This is a genomic window from Nonomuraea antimicrobica (assembly GCF_039536965.1).
GTDB lineage: Bacteria > Actinomycetota > Actinomycetes > Streptosporangiales > Streptosporangiaceae > Nonomuraea > Nonomuraea antimicrobica.
This window is the reverse complement of sequence record NZ_BAAAZP010000102.1, coordinates 1-15,117: the sequence shown is the minus strand read 5'-3', so window position 1 is coordinate 15,117 and position 15,117 is coordinate 1. Positions and strand designations below refer to the sequence as shown.

The 15,117-nt window shown below is 65.4% G+C and carries 15 protein-coding genes and 1 tRNA gene; 3 read left to right on the top strand and 13 right to left on the bottom strand.

Annotated elements, in window-relative coordinates; translation table 11 throughout:
* Positions 1-305: 305 nt before the first annotated feature.
* Both ABD844_RS28785 and ABD844_RS28780 read right to left on the bottom strand, forming a co-directional pair.
* Positions 306-953 carry a response regulator gene (locus ABD844_RS28785; RefSeq protein WP_344884770.1) on the bottom strand — a complete coding sequence of 216 codons (648 nt, stop codon included), beginning with the start codon at positions 951-953 and terminating at the stop codon, positions 306-308.
* A gap of 47 nt (positions 954-1,000) precedes the next feature.
* On the bottom strand, positions 1,001-2,293 hold the full coding sequence (locus ABD844_RS28780) for a sensor histidine kinase (RefSeq protein ID WP_344884767.1): 1,293 nt from the start codon (positions 2,291-2,293) through the stop codon (positions 1,001-1,003).
* 388 nt (positions 2,294-2,681) lie between these two features.
* Here ABD844_RS28780 and ABD844_RS28775 point away from each other — a divergent pair, with 388 nt between their 5' ends.
* Both ABD844_RS28775 and ABD844_RS28770 read left to right on the top strand, forming a co-directional pair.
* Positions 2,682-3,095 carry a hypothetical protein gene (locus ABD844_RS28775; RefSeq protein ID WP_344884764.1) on the top strand — a complete coding sequence of 138 codons (414 nt, stop codon included), beginning with the start codon at positions 2,682-2,684 and terminating at the stop codon, positions 3,093-3,095.
* 180 nt (positions 3,096-3,275) lie between these two features.
* A tRNA-Arg gene (locus ABD844_RS28770) sits at positions 3,276-3,348 on the top strand.
* A gap of 61 nt (positions 3,349-3,409) precedes the next feature.
* Here ABD844_RS28770 and ABD844_RS28765 read toward each other — a convergent pair.
* The 8 genes from ABD844_RS28765 to ABD844_RS28730 form a co-directional block, all read right to left on the bottom strand.
* Positions 3,410-4,624, bottom strand: coding sequence for a tyrosine-type recombinase/integrase (locus ABD844_RS28765; RefSeq protein ID WP_344884761.1), 1,215 nt, complete (start codon positions 4,622-4,624; stop codon positions 3,410-3,412).
* Positions 4,621-4,812, bottom strand: a complete 192-nt coding sequence (locus ABD844_RS28760; protein ID WP_344884758.1) for a helix-turn-helix domain-containing protein — start codon at positions 4,810-4,812, stop codon at positions 4,621-4,623. Before ABD844_RS28760 ends, ABD844_RS28765 begins: the two co-directional genes overlap by 4 nt.
* Complete coding sequence (locus tag ABD844_RS28755) at positions 4,809-6,425, bottom strand: replication initiator (protein WP_344884755.1); 1,617 nt, start codon at positions 6,423-6,425, stop codon at positions 4,809-4,811. The genes ABD844_RS28760 and ABD844_RS28755 overlap by 4 nt, the downstream gene beginning before the upstream one ends.
* Positions 6,426-6,468: 43 nt before the next feature.
* Entirely contained in the window at positions 6,469-7,887 is a 1,419-nt protein-coding gene (locus ABD844_RS28750) for an FtsK/SpoIIIE domain-containing protein (protein WP_344884752.1), read from the bottom strand.
* A gap of 82 nt (positions 7,888-7,969) precedes the next feature.
* Positions 7,970-8,284 (bottom strand): hypothetical protein, encoded by a 315-nt coding sequence (locus ABD844_RS28745; RefSeq protein ID WP_344884749.1) that lies wholly within the window; start codon positions 8,282-8,284, stop codon positions 7,970-7,972.
* Complete coding sequence (locus ABD844_RS28740; RefSeq protein ID WP_344884746.1) at positions 8,281-8,697, bottom strand: plasmid replication, integration and excision activator; 417 nt, start codon at positions 8,695-8,697, stop codon at positions 8,281-8,283. The genes ABD844_RS28745 and ABD844_RS28740 overlap by 4 nt, the downstream gene beginning before the upstream one ends.
* A 128-nt stretch (positions 8,698-8,825) precedes the next feature.
* Entirely contained in the window at positions 8,826-9,557 is a 732-nt protein-coding gene (locus ABD844_RS28735; protein ID WP_344884743.1) for a GntR family transcriptional regulator, read from the bottom strand.
* A 148-nt stretch (positions 9,558-9,705) separates the two neighbouring features.
* Positions 9,706-9,939 (bottom strand): hypothetical protein, encoded by a 234-nt coding sequence (locus ABD844_RS28730; RefSeq protein WP_344884740.1) that lies wholly within the window; start codon positions 9,937-9,939, stop codon positions 9,706-9,708.
* 376 nt (positions 9,940-10,315) lie between these two features.
* Between ABD844_RS28730 and ABD844_RS28725 the strand changes: the two genes are divergently transcribed.
* Positions 10,316-11,785: a helix-turn-helix domain-containing protein gene (locus ABD844_RS28725; protein WP_344884737.1), complete on the top strand. Its 1,470-nt coding sequence runs from the start codon at positions 10,316-10,318 to the stop codon at positions 11,783-11,785.
* Here ABD844_RS28725 and cutA read toward each other — a convergent pair.
* The 3 genes from cutA to ABD844_RS28710 all read right to left on the bottom strand — a co-directional run bounded on the left by cutA (position 11,751) and on the right by ABD844_RS28710 (position 14,839).
* Complete coding sequence (gene cutA, locus ABD844_RS28720) at positions 11,751-12,083, bottom strand: divalent-cation tolerance protein CutA (RefSeq protein ID WP_344885257.1); 333 nt, start codon at positions 12,081-12,083, stop codon at positions 11,751-11,753. The two genes, ABD844_RS28725 and cutA, sit on opposite strands and share 35 nt — an antisense overlap.
* A gap of 389 nt (positions 12,084-12,472) precedes the next feature.
* Positions 12,473-13,183 (bottom strand): hypothetical protein, encoded by a 711-nt coding sequence (locus ABD844_RS28715; protein ID WP_344884734.1) that lies wholly within the window; start codon positions 13,181-13,183, stop codon positions 12,473-12,475.
* 1,335 nt (positions 13,184-14,518) lie between these two features.
* Positions 14,519-14,839 carry a tyrosine-type recombinase/integrase gene (locus ABD844_RS28710; RefSeq protein ID WP_344884731.1) on the bottom strand — a complete coding sequence of 107 codons (321 nt, stop codon included), beginning with the start codon at positions 14,837-14,839 and terminating at the stop codon, positions 14,519-14,521.
* Positions 14,840-15,117: the final 278 nt, after the last annotated feature.

Genomic DNA, 15,117 nt, shown 5'->3' with positions numbered 1-15,117 from the left:
GCCGCTGGGCCACCGCGCCGCCCATACCCATTCCGTACGGCGCCGCACTTTGAGACGGGGGTCCGTACGACACACCCGCCCTCTCTGCCCAGAGACCCCTTCCCACGCGATACCCGGCTCCCGGCCCTTATGGGACGAACCCCCGACGGTCAGGCGCCACAAAAAGCGGCCACCCAGCACCAGGCGGCTGCCAGGGCACCGACTCCCCCACGGAGCCCCCGCCACAGCCACGACCACAAGCCGCCCCGCCCGCGGGCCGCGAACAAACCCAACCCCCCGAGCCCAACAAACCAACAACCGACCGCCTACACACCCTCAGAATAGTAATCCGAATAGTAAATCGCCGCCTGCACCCGACTCTTCAGTCCCAGTTTGTTCAGCACCCGGCTGACATGGGTCTTGGTCGTGGCCTCCGCCATGTCGAGCTCTCTCGCAATATCGGCGTTGGACAACCCCCGCCCAATACATGCCAACACCTCCCGCTCCCGAGGCGTCAACCCTGCCGGATCCGCCGCCGCCTCTTCCCGCCGCATCGGAACCTGCTCGGCGAACGCCGCGATCAGCCTCCGCGTAACCCCCGGCGAAATGAGCCCATCCCCCCGAGCCACCACCCGAACCGCCTCGACCAACGACTCCGCATCCGTATTCTTCAGCAAAAACCCAGCGGCCCCGGCCCGCAACGCCCCGAACACATACTCGTCGACATCGAACGTGGTGAGAATCAGCACATCACAAACCCCGGCCAATTCACGCGTGGCGGAAATCCCGTCGAGCCGCGGCATCCGTACGTCCATCAGCACGACGTCAGGCCGCAACTCACGAGCCATGGCCACAGCCTGCTCACCGTCGCCGGCCTCACCCACGACCTCGATGTCGTCCACGCCGTCCAGGATCAACACGATCCCGACCCTGACCGCCGCATGGTCATCGGCCACCAGCACCCGAATGCCCACAGCCACCTCCCACAATTCGAGCAACGAATTACCTGAACAGCACCAGATCAGCGCTGCGAGATCCCCCCATTACCGCGAACCGATGAAGGCCCCCACGCGGCAGCCCTCTCCTCATCGATAGGAAGCACCGCCGACACGCGCCAAAGCCCCGCACCCGCACCATCACCATCACCATCACCATCACCAGATATGGCACCGGCGACCCCGCCACCGACGACACTCACATCACGGCTCGCGTCATCGGCCCTTCCCCGGACCTCACCCGCCTCGCAACACCCGCCGACCAACGCGGCCCGCTCCCGCATGCCGATGAGCCCGGCCCCGGCCCCCGGCAATCCGCTGTCCCGCTCCCCGCCAAGGGCATTCTCCACATTCACCAGAATTCGCTCCCCCTCATAAGCAACGACCACCGACACCGGCGACTGCCCATGCTTGAGCGCGTTCGTCAGCGACTCCTGCAAGATCCGGTAGCCCGCCATGTCCACGGACGCGGGCAACTCCCTGGCCTCGCCCTCGACCCGCATTTCGACGTCGATCCCCGCCTGCCTCACCCGGTCGACCAACGTCTCCGCGTCGGCCAGACGGGGCCGGGTGACCTCGTTCTCACCGTCGTCGCCGTCCTGCCGGAGAAGCCCGATCATGGCCCGCATCTCGGCCATGCCCTTGACGCTGTTCTCCCGTACGGACTCCATGACCTTCCGAACCGTCTCGCGGTCAAGGTCCTTACGAGAAAGCGCGGCTGTGGACTGAATGGCGATGGCGCTGAAGTGATTGGCGATCATGTCGTGCAGCTCGCGAGCCATCCGCGTACGCTCAGCCGTCACAGCGGCCTGCCGGTCGAGCTCAGCGAGGTGAGCCACCTGGTCGGCCCGTGCCCGCTCCGCGGCCGCCCGGTCCCGCTGCTCCCGCAGGACCAGCGCGGTGGTCACCGGCGTGATGAACACCAACCCGGCCTGCACGCCCATGACAGCCAGCAACCGCCAGTCTCTCGCCAGGAACCCGGCCACGGCTCCGGTGACGACCGCCAGCACCGCGGTGATGCCGAGCAGCACCCGGGCAAACCGCGCGGGCCCATAGAGCGCGGCGGCGTACAGATTGTCGGTGAACACCAGCACCGTCCCCAAGGACGGCCCCACGAACCCATCCAGCACGATCCCGGCCACGCCGAGCCCCAAAGAGGCGAGAGGAGCCCGCTGCCGCACCAACACCCCAACGCACGTAAGGGCCAAGGGGATGACCAGCACCCAGACAGGCACACCGCGATCGACGAACGCCCTACCCGCGATCAGCATCACACCCAAGGCGAAGGCCGCCCCGGCCCCCAACACCACTCGCGTCATTCCCCCATCCCACCACCTCCCGCCAACCTTTCCCTCCTGCGAAGGTCCGCCTGTGGATACACCCTTCGATGTATCCACAACCCGCCCACCACCGTGGGCGTGGGGGCGTGCGGCCGAGCTGCCACCCGCGCCCCGCCCGCAAACCCCCACAAATCCCCGAAGCCATACGAACTACCGCCAAGTCACACAGAAACACCTCCACTCTCGAAACAGAGCAGCAAAACCCGACTCCTCCGGGAACCTCCATCGCCCTCGGCAGACGAATCCATATCCGGCCTCCGCCAAAGGGCTTCCGCGATCACGCACTCCTTGAAACCATATGCTCACTGAACGTGGGACACCGGCCCAGAGCAAGGATCCCCTCCAGCTACTGCAAAGGTCGAAATCAGTGAACATAGAGACGGAGATTCGCAAGCTGAAGCTCCGTGTAGCAGCCCTTGAAGCAAACGCATGCTCGGGCATCACAGTCCCGGCACCAAGCCGCCGACGCCGCCTGGCAACTCGCCGCCGACGCATGCGCTTCCCCGCCCAGAACTGCACACCCATGGAGGACATCCAAACCGCCATCACCCCGACAACGATGGCGGCGACCGACATAACAGCCCAGATCAAAGACCTACAAACCGAGCTGAACCAAGACATCTCCGCCCTGAGTGACGAGATCGGCGGCTCCCGAAGGCACACGACCGACCAATTCATCAACCTCCAGTCACAATCCCAGGACCAGCACGCCTCCATCCACCAACGACTCACCGAACTGACCGCCATGATCGAGCGCGCCCTCAAGATCCGAGCCATGTGAGACGAGCCCCACCACTCAACCCGACACACCCAAACCAGTCACCCTGGTCACCACCACACCCGACCAGCCAACCCCCCTGCCCACCCACAACCAACGGCCCAGACCGAGCCCACGACCTCAAGATTGCGGTATCTGGTTCGAGCCACTCGCCAGAACCCGCTATGCTTGCTTACGCAGCAAGCGGCCGTAGCTCAATGGATAGAGCATCTGACTACGGATCAGAAGGTTACGGGTTCGACTCCTGTCGGCCGCGCTCCACACGAAAGGCCCCTGAACAGGCATTACGCCGTCAGGGGCCTTGTGCTTTCCGATCTTCAACCGGTCTCTTCCGCCCCTTCGGGAGCCACCTTGGGAGCCACCGGCCGGAGTTTCCCCAGGAGAGCGCCGGAAATCGCCTCTGTCGCCGCACGCTTGTCACCCTCCAGCAGGTGACCATAGACGTCCTTCGTGATCGAGATGCTGGCGTGCCCGAGAACCTCAGAGACGACGTGGAGCGGTGTACCTTGCGCGAGCATCAGCGACGCGCCGGAGTGCCGCAGCTCGTGGGGGTGCCAGTGCCCGAGCCCCGCCTTCTTGGCGAGCTTGGAGAACAGGTGCGAGAACGTGTCCGGATCCGAGGGGTTGCCGAAAACCGTGGGGAAGATCAGCCCGTGATCCGTCCAGCTCTCGCCCGCCTGGAGCCGCTCTTGGTTGTACGCGACCTTGTGCTTCTTGAGCGCTTCGACCAGCTCAGGAGTGAGACACAGCAGCCGCCGTGACCGCTTCGTCTTCAGCTCCGAGATCACGAGCTTGGTCCTCGTCGAAGCATCCGAATCACGGTTCTTGATCCGCTTGACGGCGTGCGTGATGCGGAGCGTACGCGCTTCTGGGTCGAACGCGTTCCACATGAGCCCGAGAGCCTCACCGCGCCGCAGTCCAAAGACCAGCGACAGCAGCACCAGCACGCCCATGCGGTGACCTTCCACCTGGTCAAGGAGCTTCTTGGCCTGATCCACGGTAAGCGTCCGCCCTTCTTCGGTACGGACACGCGGCGGCATCGACAGCGCGGCCACGTTCCGTCCGACCAGGCCCTCCCGCTCTGCCTGTCCGAGGGCCTTCCGGAGTACGGCACGCATGATCCGGATGCTGTTCGCCTTATAGCCAGCCGTCCGCTTGGCCTGCCACAGGGCATCGACCTGGACCACGGTGAGCTTGGTCAGCTTGTGACGGCCCAACCCCGGCTTGAGGTGCAGCCGTACCGTGTCCTCGTAGTCGTCCAAGGTCCCATCGGAGACGTGGCCGGGCAAGTGGAGCAGCCAGCGATCGAGGAACGTGCCGACCGTCAGCCGGTCATCTGGGACGGGAGCGCCCTTGGCGAGAATCTCCTTGAGCTTGCGTACCTTCTCAACGACTTCGGCGCGGGTCTTGCCGGAGAGCTTCTTGCGGATGCGCTTCCCGTCTGCCCCATAGCCGAGGGAGACGGCACCACGCCAACGGTCGCCGTCCTTGTAGATCGAGTCCTCGTTCTGGCCACGCTTCTTGGTGCTCATGCTGCTTCCTGTTCAAGCTGGGTAACGAACTCGGTAAGTGCGGTCGCCGGAATTCGACGGAGAGTGCCGATGCGAACGGACCTGAGCGTGCCGGAGCGGATCAGTTCGTAGACCTTGGTCCGGCCGATGCCGAGGTAGTCGGCCGCCTCTTCGGGCCGTAGGAGGAGGGGAGCGATGTTCGCGGTCATGCGGCCCTCCCTGTGGACTCGGTTGCCGGAAGATCTTGTCCGTCTGCTCTGGCCTGGAGTTCGGCCATGTGAGCGCGCCAGCGTTGCCGCTCGCGTACGGATCGCAGGAGCCGGACGGCCAGAGGGGCGACGTTGGCGTCACCGGGCGGGATAGGCCGCCAGACGTAGCGGTGCGGATCTACGGGCTCGTCGGTCTTGCCGAGGGCTTCCAGGACCCAGGTACGGCGGTCCTGCTTGTGCTCCGTCAGGGTCTTGTTGGACCACTTGCGGGAGACCAGGACACGACGGCCCGCGTAGCCGAGGTGTTCGGGCTTGTGGGCCTTGGAGCGGCAGCGGCCGGGAGCAATCCCGGCTTTGGCGCCCTTGGGCTGGATGCCGTAGCGGAGCCAGTTCGGGCAGGTGGGCGAGCAGGGTTCGTAGCGCAGGGCATCGACGAAGCGGGCCGCGTGCTCGTGCTGGGCCTGGTTGTCGAGCCCGTCGCCGAGGCTCTTGGTCAGGTACTTGGACAGGTAGCGGATGCACTGATCGGCGTCCTTGGTGCCCGCGAGCACGCCCTTGACATCCACCTGCTCCCCGAAGCGGATCACATGCAGGGGTTCGGCGTCCTCGTCAGCGTCCAACTCGTCGAGGGCTTCGTCCCAGGTGGGCAGGACCTCTCCGGTGTCGGGGTCGAGGTAGCCGGCCCCTTCCTGCCAGACGGGCAGGTGCTCACCCTCGAAGACCACCTGATCGACGGAAGGCCACCACACCTGGTGATAGGTGGCTGCCGCGATCTGCTTCATCTCCGCTCGTGGGAGCGTTCCACGGATGGCCATGTGCAGGTGCGGGGCGAGCCGCTTCTGAGGCTCCACGGTCGCGAAGTACTGCACGTCGAAGCCAGCCACGCGGCGCAGGTTCTGCACGAACCGATCGACCAGCTTGGAGAAGTGCAGCGCGTCCCGAGCTGCCCGCGCGTAGTCGTAAGTATCCGGATCGACGGGCACGCCGTCACGGACCCTGCCGTACGAAGGCAAGGTGAGCGTGACGAACAGCGAGGGCCGGTAGGTCTTGCCGTCCGGTGCCTGGAAGGTCCGGCCCAACGTGGTGTGCACCATCTTGCGCTTGGGCAGGTCCGGCGCATCCTGCCGCCGCTTGGTCGAGCGGGAGCGCTTGGACGCCGTCCGGCCGAGCACGTTGCCGCGCATGCCCGCCGCGTTGATCTCATCGTCCAGGCCCTCGATGACCGCGTCCAAGTCGGTTGTGTCGTCGCCGGCCTTTTCAGCGTCGTTGCGCTGGGCTTGGATGTCGGCGCGGAACTCCACGAGCCAGCGCTGTTCCTCGTTGGGCTCGTCCGGGGTGATCGTGGGTTCGGCGTCGAGGTGCCAGCCTTCCCGGCACTGGGCCTTGCGCAGTTGCTTGTTGCGCTTGGCGCACGGCGGGCACTTGCTGTCCATCGAGGAGCCGCAGGGGGCGTCGATGATCTCCCACCTGCCGGTGTGGGTGTCGAGTCGCTTGAGCGGGACGGGCCGGATGCACACGCCATGGAGCTTGGCGACCTCTTCGACGACATCGCGGGCGAGGGGCATCGCCAGCCGTACCGCGCGGGGTAGTGCCCGGTCTTGTGCTTGGGTCATAGGGACCTCCCTTCGTCGGTGCCCGTGAGGTAGTGAGCGAGCATCATGCGGCCTCCCCGAACTGCGCGACCATGGCGCGGATGTCGGCGTCGGAGACGTAGGCGGCCCGAACTCGGATCGGTTCGGGCGAGGTCTCCAGCCGCATGTACGCGACGCCGGCCCCTTGCTCGGGGATGGGTGAGATGTGGTCGGCGAGGGCACCCCGGTCGCGTGCGCCGTCCCCGAGGACCATGTCCACCTGCTCCGACTCGTCGAGCCTCAGCGCGATCTTGTCGGGGAACAGGTTGCGGATGTTCATGACCTCCTTGCGCGGGTCCTGGAGAGCCGCCATCACACCGACGCCGACCGATCGGCCTTGCGTGGCGAGCGTGGCCAGGGCAGCGGAGATCCGCTGCCGGAGCTGCTTGTCGGGCTGGTAAGCGGTCAGGAACGCCACCTCATCGACGAGCACCAGGACGAACGGATCCTCAACAGTCGGGACGTGGGAGCGCTGAAGACCGGCGAAGCGGGCCGCGCGCTTCTGCATGACGCTGACTGCCTCGTCGAGGAGATCGGCGCAGTCGGCCGGATCGGCGGCGTAGCGGCCTTGGAACAGCTCGCGCCCGAAGGACAGCTCCATCAGCTTGGGATCCAGTGCCCAGACTTCGGCCAGGCCCGCCCGGATGGCGGGGAGCAAACCGCGGATTGTGTCCCACAGGAACGACCCCTTGCCCGCCCCGGTCGCTCCCGCGATCAGGACGTGGGTTCCATGGACCTTGAGCTTGAGCGGTCGGCCGTCTTCCTGCTTGCCGATCTCGACCGGCCCCACGGTCGGTTCGTCGGGAACGGGTAGCGCTGGGATTGGCGTGGCCAAGGGGTCGCGGCGCGGGAAGATGAGCAGCAGTCTGCCGCCCTTGATGAGCGCCACCCGGCAGGACGTGACGCCGAAGCCGTGGGCGAGGTTCTCGATGCGGTCGGACCAGTCCTTGACCGCCTGGCCGCGCAGCATGCGCACGGTGATGCGGTCGGCCCAGCCGTCGCACTGGACGCGCATCAGCCGGGGCAAGTAGTTACGGCCGTAGACCCGCTTGCCAAGGCCAGAGACGTCCATGACGGACTGCCAGTGACGGCGGTAGACCGACATGAGCCGCCACCAGGCCAGCAGTCGCCAGCCGACGAGGCGGGCGAAGGACGGCCGGTCGATGAAGGCCCAGGAGAGCAGGCTCAGCGCGACGACTCCGAACAGGGACGTCGCCAGCGGCCAGCCGTACTGGTACCAGGTGAAGCCGAGGGCAGCGGGTATGGCCGTCGCCACCGGGTGCCGCCAGATCGTTCGGATCAGGGCGATGAGGAAGCGGTAGAGGTAGATGACCAGGGTGATGATGGCGGGTGTGCGGACGACGGCCGGTTGGAAGACGACGGCGGTGTCCGGGGCGGTGGTGACGAGGTTGCGTGCCTCGTCACCGGGAAGCCTCTTGAACATTAGGCTGTAGACCTCTCGTGATTCGCGTCAGGGGAGATGAGGGGCCGCCGGAAGGACCAGTTCCAGCGGCCCCGCTTGCTTGTCAGGCCACCGAGTCGGCTGCGTCCTGGGCCGACTGTTCGGCGTGCAGGCACTCGCAGTCGGCCAGGTAGCGGGCGGCGGCGTTGAAGATGTGGCGGGCCAGGTCCAGGTCGGCGTCGGTGACCGACCCGGCCCCGGTGGTGGAGATGTGCACGTCCGCCTCCGATGAGCGGAACTCCAGGTATGGGCGCGGGTTGCTGAGCAACATCCCGGCACTGACCTTCAGGCGCGGCGTGTGGAAGGAGACCCCCACGTACGGCGTGGACTCAGGCTTCATGGACAAGGTGACGTAGGTGTAGGGACGGTGCTCGATCATGCGGCGGCCTCCTTGCTGTTGTTGGTGGACTTGACGTTGGTGCGGGGCGCGAGCATCTGTCGCGCCTTGATCGAGTAGGCGAGTCGCCCAGACCCGTTGACGTACGGGGTGACGGTCAGCCCGTCGAACTCGACCGGCGTGAACGGCAGCCCTGCGACGGAAGCCGGGGCAACCGGCTGTGTGGGGCTGAGGATCTTGACGGCCACCGTTTTCTGGGCCGCCTTGAGCGACGGGTCGGCGTCCATGACCGGGATCTGCCAGACGAGTTCGCCCGTCTGCTTGTCCCGCGCCTGAACGAACCGGCCGTTCGTCGAAGCCTCGAAGTCCTTGACCGGCTCGACCTCCCCGACCGTGTAGCAGCCGTGCGGGAAGACCTGAGCGAACGTCACGGGGATGGGTCCCTGCATTGCCATGGTGAATCACTTCTCCTCTTGTGCGGTCAGCCATCTTGACTGATCAAGTTGTAAGCCCATTAAGCACGAAGCTCACTTGGCCAGTCAAGTGCACCAAGTGAGCTTCGTGGGAGAAGTTGGAACTCCAGCTACCGAATTGGGTAGGCATCCTCCAATTCGTGCCGGTCACCAGGCAGAACAGACTCCACGACCACCCACGGCTTACTGGTGGCATCGCACGCCACCGCGTAGACGACCAGCAGTGCAGCCGAACTCTTGACCCCCAGAAGCGAGCACTCCTCCTTGGTCGGATTGCGCGCGGTGACGTGCTCGATGATGTGATCCAGCGAAGCGCCGGCCACACTCTCCACGTAGCGCCGAACGCCCTGCTTCAACTCCTCCGACTCGGCCAGCGCCGTACCTTGCGCCGCCTCAACCGCCAGCCAGGCGGAAGAGATCTCGGTCGGCTCGCCGTCGTGCTCGGTCAGCGATCGTCGCAGCATGACCGGCGACTTGGGCTTGAGCCCCAGATACGACGCGATCCGGTTGGGTGCCTCGACCTCTCCGGTCACCAGCAAGCGGCTGGAGACCTGGGCTTCCTTGCGGTCGAGGAGTTCGCGTCCGGCCCGTGCCTGCTGGCCGGTGGGGATGGCCGGGCGCCCGCGCACGAACCGGCCCTTGCCTTGGTGGGTGACGATCCAGCCCTGATCGCGCAGCACACCGAGGGCCTTGACGACGGTCGGGCGCGCCATCGCGAATTCGGCCATGAGCTGGTGTTCACTGGGCAGCGGGGAGCCGGGCGGGTATTCGCCCGAGTCGATGCGCCGCTCAAGTTCCGCGATCAGTTGCGCGTACTTCGGAGGCGTGTACTCAAATGACATCAGGGCTCCACATTCAACATGCCTGTCTAGCCAAGCAGGCTATCAGCGCATGCCGCTTAGGCAACCCCTTCTAGCGACAGATAGACGTACCCCAAAACGACGACGGCGCAGCCCCCCACATCCAGGGAACCGCGCCGTCAATCGACACCTACACCGTCTGACTTTCCAGCAAGGTCGCCCAGACCTCGGCAGCCTTGTTGTAGGGCCACCGGTGAGTCTCGTAGATCGTCTCCCCGCCGTCGCTGTCGTATTCCGTCCGGCGGATGTACGACTGACCACCCAGGCAACGCAGCTCGTACACGGTTGACCGGCAGTGGCATGACCAGGCCACCACCCGGGCACGGTCTTCGGCCTTCGGCGGCTTGCGCCAGACCAGTTGCATGTGCCCCTCCCGAACCTCGCTGACGTGCGGACTGAGACAGCCCGTGATGATCTCCACTACATGGCCCGCTTTCTGCCGACTCCGGAACACTCGAAGCAGGTCACCTGCACAAGCTCGACCGCCGTCCCGTCAAGACGGCGCAGCGCATCGGCACGGCTTCTGCGCACCCAGCGCCATCCCTTGGCCCGGCAGGCCCGGCACCTCTCACTTGTCGGTTGATCGCTTCGAGTCATGGGACAAGCGTCTTCACCTGCGGCAAGGCAACCCATCCCGAGCCGGAATCCTCGGACGGGATCAGCAATATCCCTTGACGGGATAACTCCGAACCGTGAGCGTGGAGTTACCGGCAGTCCAAGGACACAAGGGGAAACGGCACATGCCCGCAGACGGGGCCGAACCGGTCGTCATACCGGCCGACCTGTGGCAACGCCCCGACATGCACACCGCACTCACAAACCGCGACATCGGCCACCTCTTCCGGCTCGTCCGCCAGTACGCAGGCATCAGCCAAACTCGCATCGGTGTCGCCGTGGGCTTCAGCCAGGGCAAAGTCAGCGAATACATGACGGACAAAGCCCAAGTCACCGCACTCGACGTCTTCGAGCGCATCGCGGAAGGCCTGGGCATGCCCGACCCCGCCCGCGTCACTCTCGGCCTCGCCCCGCGGATCCTCACCGGCGTGACCCTGCCGCCCACACCTATCCCGCCACGGGATGGAACACCAGCAAGCAGCCTTCTTAGCGTGGAACAAGTAGTCATCGGCTCGCGCCAGCCCGACGACACTTGCGACGTTGACATGCTGACGCTGGCCTGGATCGTGGGAAGGCTGGATGCACACGTGGACCGCCGAACGATGCTTCTGCTCGCAGCCGGACTGACTGCCAAAGCCGCCACCTCCATCACCGACCCTTGGGAGCGCCTGACCCGAGCCCTTGCCGGCCCCCAAGCGCTCGATGAGGAGACCGTTGAACGCCTCGAAGCCCGGACCATCGGATTCCACCGACTGGAGTACGAACTCCCGGCCAGCGCCCTCTACCAAGGACTGACCAGCCACCTCAACGAGCTGAGCAGCCTTCTCCATGGCGCGCCTGAGCGGTTCCGCAGGAGACTGGCCGCCACGGCCGGGGAGGCGGCAACACTGGCTTCGTGGCTTGCCTGGGATCTCAAGCGGCCCGCGCAGTCGGCATCGTTCGACCGCGTCTCAGTGCTCGCGGCCGAGGAGAGCGGACACCCAATCATTCAGGCGTGCACACACGCCTACCGCTCGTACGCGCGAGAAGGGCGTGCCGCTATCGAGGCGGTACGGCAGGCACAGCAGTTCCTACCGGCCCAGGGCGACGACGCCACACGGGCCTGGCTGCTCTGCCTGGAGGCCGAACACCTCGCCACCATGGGGGACCGGCAAGCAGCCGAACGGCTAAGACAGGCGGAAGAGGCGTTCGACCACGCCCGCCCGCACCGTGAACGCGCCTGGACCCGCTTCCTGGACGCCGGGCGCATGGCCGCCTTCCAGCTCTCCGTTCATGTGCGGCTGGGCGACGAACGGCAGGTGATCGCAGCCGGGCAGCAGGCCCTCAGCTCCGTTGACGATGACGGCGACCACAAGCGCATCGCCGTCATCTACGCCGACGTCGCCCAAGCTCAGTTCCAGATCGGCGACATCCCGACCGGTGTCACCTACGCCCGCCGCGCCCTGGACACAGCCCAGCGGACCGAGTCGACGTGGGGCCTGCAACACCTGAGCACCGTAGAGAAGGCGCTCGCCAGTCAGCAGGATCCTGCCGCTCGCGAACTCCTCAGTGACCTCGTCTCTACACGCCGGGCTCTGGGGTCGTCTCCCGCCTGATCCACGCCAGGTAGTCCGCCGTCCCGGCGACCAGCGGCACGGCGATGATCTGCGGCACTTCATAGGGGTGCCGTTCCCGGATCGCAACGGCCAGCTCGTCGAACCGCTCAGCCGTGGTCTTCATGAACAACAACCATTCATCGGCCTGGTTGATCTCCCCACCCCACCAGTAGACGGACGTAATCGGCGCGACGAGTTGCGCTGCGGCGGCCAGGCGTTGAGCCACCACCGCGGAGGCGATCCGCTCAGCGACAACATGATCCGGCACGGTCACATGGACCTCAAGGAACTCGGCCATGCGGATCACACTGCCGAATTGTTCTTGTAGAGATCAAGCGGCGGCGCGGCGCGCCGCCGTACCCCCGGCCCTCCGCCCGCCCGCCGTCCGGGCGTGCGGCCTGGGGGCCGGTCCCGGACGGCGGCGGGACACCGGGCCGGCCGCCTTACGCCCGCCGCACCGTACTGGCCGAACGCACCGGCCGGGGTTGCCACGCCGCCGCACAGATACAGCCCTCACGATCGCCAAAGCCTGGCTGGCCGTGGCACGTGGTTGGGGGCGATCGAAGGTCCAGGGCTTCGTTCCTCAGCCCCGGCCCACTGAGCAATGTGGCTGATCATCGCGCGACACAAGCTAGTACGGGATCTGGTCCAGGGCATCCTCATCCAGGTACTCCAAATGCTTCGACCTCAGGTGTCGGCGAGGGCGCGGGTGACAGCGATGGCTTGGTCGGTGGTGAATGCCCCCGAGCCATGGAGGCAGCGGCGGCTGTGGGGCTCGTCGCAGACAATCACGCCGTTGCTCAGTTGCTGCCAATTGGCTGGTTCCCAGTATGCCTCGTTGTTGTGAAGAAGGATCTCCGCGATGCGGGTGGGCTCTGGGCTGGTGGTCAATTCAGAGAGTGCCGCAGCCACGGTCGGGACGGCGGCGACGGGTAGGTCGGCGTCACCGAAGGCGGGCAGAAGGATGAGGAGTCGACTGGCAGCGTCCAGCAGCGTGTTATCACCGGACCTGGGTGGCTGGTTGGCGATGGTGACGAGCTCCGGCCAGGACAGACCAGGGCCGATGAAGCATCCTTCTACTGCGGCGAGGCAGAGATCATGGGGCCAGTCAGGGTGGGTCAGTACGTAGTCCAAGCCCATGTCACCGTCCAGGTTCCGGTAGATGACGTGGATATTGCCTGTGCTGCGCAGTGGAACGGTGAAGGCGGGCCAGTGGTCGTGATCGAACATCCGGTCGTAGAGTTCTTCGGCCTCGACGATGTCCGCCCCGAATGCTTCCTCAAGGTTATTGAGCCCGCCTGCTCCGATCTGCGCGAGGTGGAGCGCCCAGAACACCGGATCTCCCAAGAGATAGGAGCCATCGGTGAGGGGGTAGCTCTCGAATCCGGTGATCAGCATGTGGAGGATTCTTTCAGCGAGTCTGCAGGCAACAGGTTGGTTCCGATCATCGCCCTCCAGAGAGTGTCGCTCCGTGCCGTGCCCGCTGAGGCGGGAAACAAGAGGGAACAGCGGGGAGTCGCGGGGTGCGCAGTCAAGGTGCTGAGCTGAGATTTCGCAGGTCAAGCAAAGATTGGCATGCGTCTTCGCAAGCAGGTGATCCGTCAAGCTTTCTGGGAGCCACCTTGGGAGCCACCTGAGCGGACGATCATGAACTGCGGCGGACGGAGACGTACTGCGCGAGTACCGCCAGACGAGGTGACGGATGCCTACGAACGCTCATGAAGATCGTTTGGGGACCTACGGATCAGAAGGTTACGGGTTCGACTCCTGTCGGCCGCGCAGCAGGTAAAAGGCCCTCTGGGATCATCCCAGAGGGCCTTTTTCGTGGTCGTACAGCAGCGTTGTACAGCAACGCCTGCGGCAGGGCACGCTCGGGATCGTCCTCATAGGCGGATGCAGTGAGGGTGACGGTCTTGGCCGCGTACTGAACGGCGTGGGTCAGGGTGTCGGTGGTCGTCGAGAGAGGCGTGCGCGTAGAGGCGATCTCCATCCCCTGGTAGCGAGCGTCTCACGGGCGGCACATACTGAAGGGAATGAAGCCAGCCAGCGATGCGTCCCATCGTCACCTGCCCACAAGTCCCTTCAAGCCCCCACCCCCCGTCCCGCCTGCCGAGCGGTTCATCGTGAACGACCAAGTGACCCATGATCGATATGGTCTCGGAATCGTCATCACTGTAGAAGGTGAGATCGCTGTGATAGTCGATTTCGGATCGCGGCAGGAACGAATCACTACACCGTTCAACAAGTTGTACAAACTTTGAGGCCCATGTCACACGGCGAAAGCACACAGCGCGAGCACTTCTCCGCCAGCTCCGTCATAGTGCCGGTCACGGCCTCGGCTCCGGCCTGTATCAGCTCGGCTTCCCCCGCCCGCTGGCGTAGCCGATGCTCAGCGCTCGACCGCGAGAGCGGTGTCTAGTCCCACGAGATGCGCAACGTTTCCGTCCCAGGACATAGGCGACAGGTGATCTAGGAAACATGGTCGACCTTGCGGGGCCGATGGGCTTTGACATTGCGGACCGGTAGGTCGGTGGTGCGGTGCGCGGGCCCTCGCCCAAACTCGATGGTCAGCGTGCTGTCGCTGACGTGCACCGTGACGACCTGGCCGGCGTGCAGTCAGAAGGTCACGGGTTCGACTCCTGTCGGCCGCGCTCCAGCTCAAAGGCCCTTCGGTACTAGTCCGAAGGGCCTTTTTCGTGGTCGTACAGCAGCGTTGTACAGCAACGCCTGCGGCTAAGCGTTCTGATCCGTAGCCAGACTCTTATTCAGCCGGTCGAGCGCCTTGCGGGTCTCGGGGCTTGGTACCTGGGTGTACACGTCCATGGTCATCGAGATCTGGGAGTGCCGCAGGATGCGCATCGCCACACGCGGGTGGACGTCGAGGGCGGCCAGGAGCGAGGCGCAGGTGTGCCTGGTGTCGTGCACACGAATGCGCGGAACGCCCGCTCGACGGCAATGGCTCTCGAATGCCCGGTTGAAGTTACGCGGCTCGATCGGCGTACCGGTCCGGGTCGTGAATGTCAGGTCCGAGGTCTTCCAGTCGTCCTCGGCCATCTTGCGTGCCTCCTCCTGGACGCGCTGGCGGTGCTTGAGGGCCGAAACGCAAAGGCCGAAGAGCGGTAGTGAGGTGGTTGAGTCCTCCGTCTTGGTCGTCTGCCGGTGAAGGAACTGGCCGCCAACGCGGGTGAGCTGCCTGGAGATCCAGAGCTGTTCGCCGCCGAGAGCTGGGCTACATCGAGTCTGCCCTAGAGAGCAAAACAAGCCGTGATCAGTGACGTGATCTCAGCGAATTCCCGGTAGGTAGTCGTGCTCGAAATGGGTGAGGACAAGCG

Excerpts from the sequence above, each read along its gene's own strand:
- ABD844_RS28780 (WP_344884767.1), bottom strand. The coding sequence starts at position 2,293 with ATGACGCGAGTGGTGTTGGGGGCCGGGGCGGCCTTCGCCTTGGGTGTG.
- ABD844_RS28765 (WP_344884761.1), bottom strand. The coding sequence starts at position 4,624 with ATGAGCACCAAGAAGCGTGGCCAGAACGAGGACTCGATCTACAAGGAC.
- ABD844_RS28760 (WP_344884758.1), bottom strand. The coding sequence starts at position 4,812 with ATGACCGCGAACATCGCTCCCCTCCTCCTACGGCCCGAAGAGGCGGCC.
- ABD844_RS28755 (WP_344884755.1), bottom strand. The coding sequence starts at position 6,425 with ATGACCCAAGCACAAGACCGGGCACTACCCCGCGCGGTACGGCTGGCG.
- ABD844_RS28750 (WP_344884752.1), bottom strand. The coding sequence starts at position 7,887 with ATGTTCAAGAGGCTTCCCGGTGACGAGGCACGCAACCTCGTCACCACC.
- ABD844_RS28745 (WP_344884749.1), bottom strand. The coding sequence starts at position 8,284 with ATGATCGAGCACCGTCCCTACACCTACGTCACCTTGTCCATGAAGCCT.
- ABD844_RS28740 (WP_344884746.1), bottom strand. The coding sequence starts at position 8,697 with ATGGCAATGCAGGGACCCATCCCCGTGACGTTCGCTCAGGTCTTCCCG.
- ABD844_RS28735 (WP_344884743.1), bottom strand. The coding sequence starts at position 9,557 with ATGTCATTTGAGTACACGCCTCCGAAGTACGCGCAACTGATCGCGGAA.
- ABD844_RS28730 (WP_344884740.1), bottom strand. The coding sequence starts at position 9,939 with ATGCAACTGGTCTGGCGCAAGCCGCCGAAGGCCGAAGACCGTGCCCGG.
- ABD844_RS28725 (WP_344884737.1), top strand. The coding sequence starts at position 10,316 with ATGCCCGCAGACGGGGCCGAACCGGTCGTCATACCGGCCGACCTGTGG.
- cutA (WP_344885257.1), bottom strand. The coding sequence starts at position 12,083 with ATGGCCGAGTTCCTTGAGGTCCATGTGACCGTGCCGGATCATGTTGTC.
- ABD844_RS28715 (WP_344884734.1), bottom strand. The coding sequence starts at position 13,183 with ATGCTGATCACCGGATTCGAGAGCTACCCCCTCACCGATGGCTCCTAT.
- ABD844_RS28710 (WP_344884731.1), bottom strand. The coding sequence starts at position 14,839 with ATGGCCGAGGACGACTGGAAGACCTCGGACCTGACATTCACGACCCGG.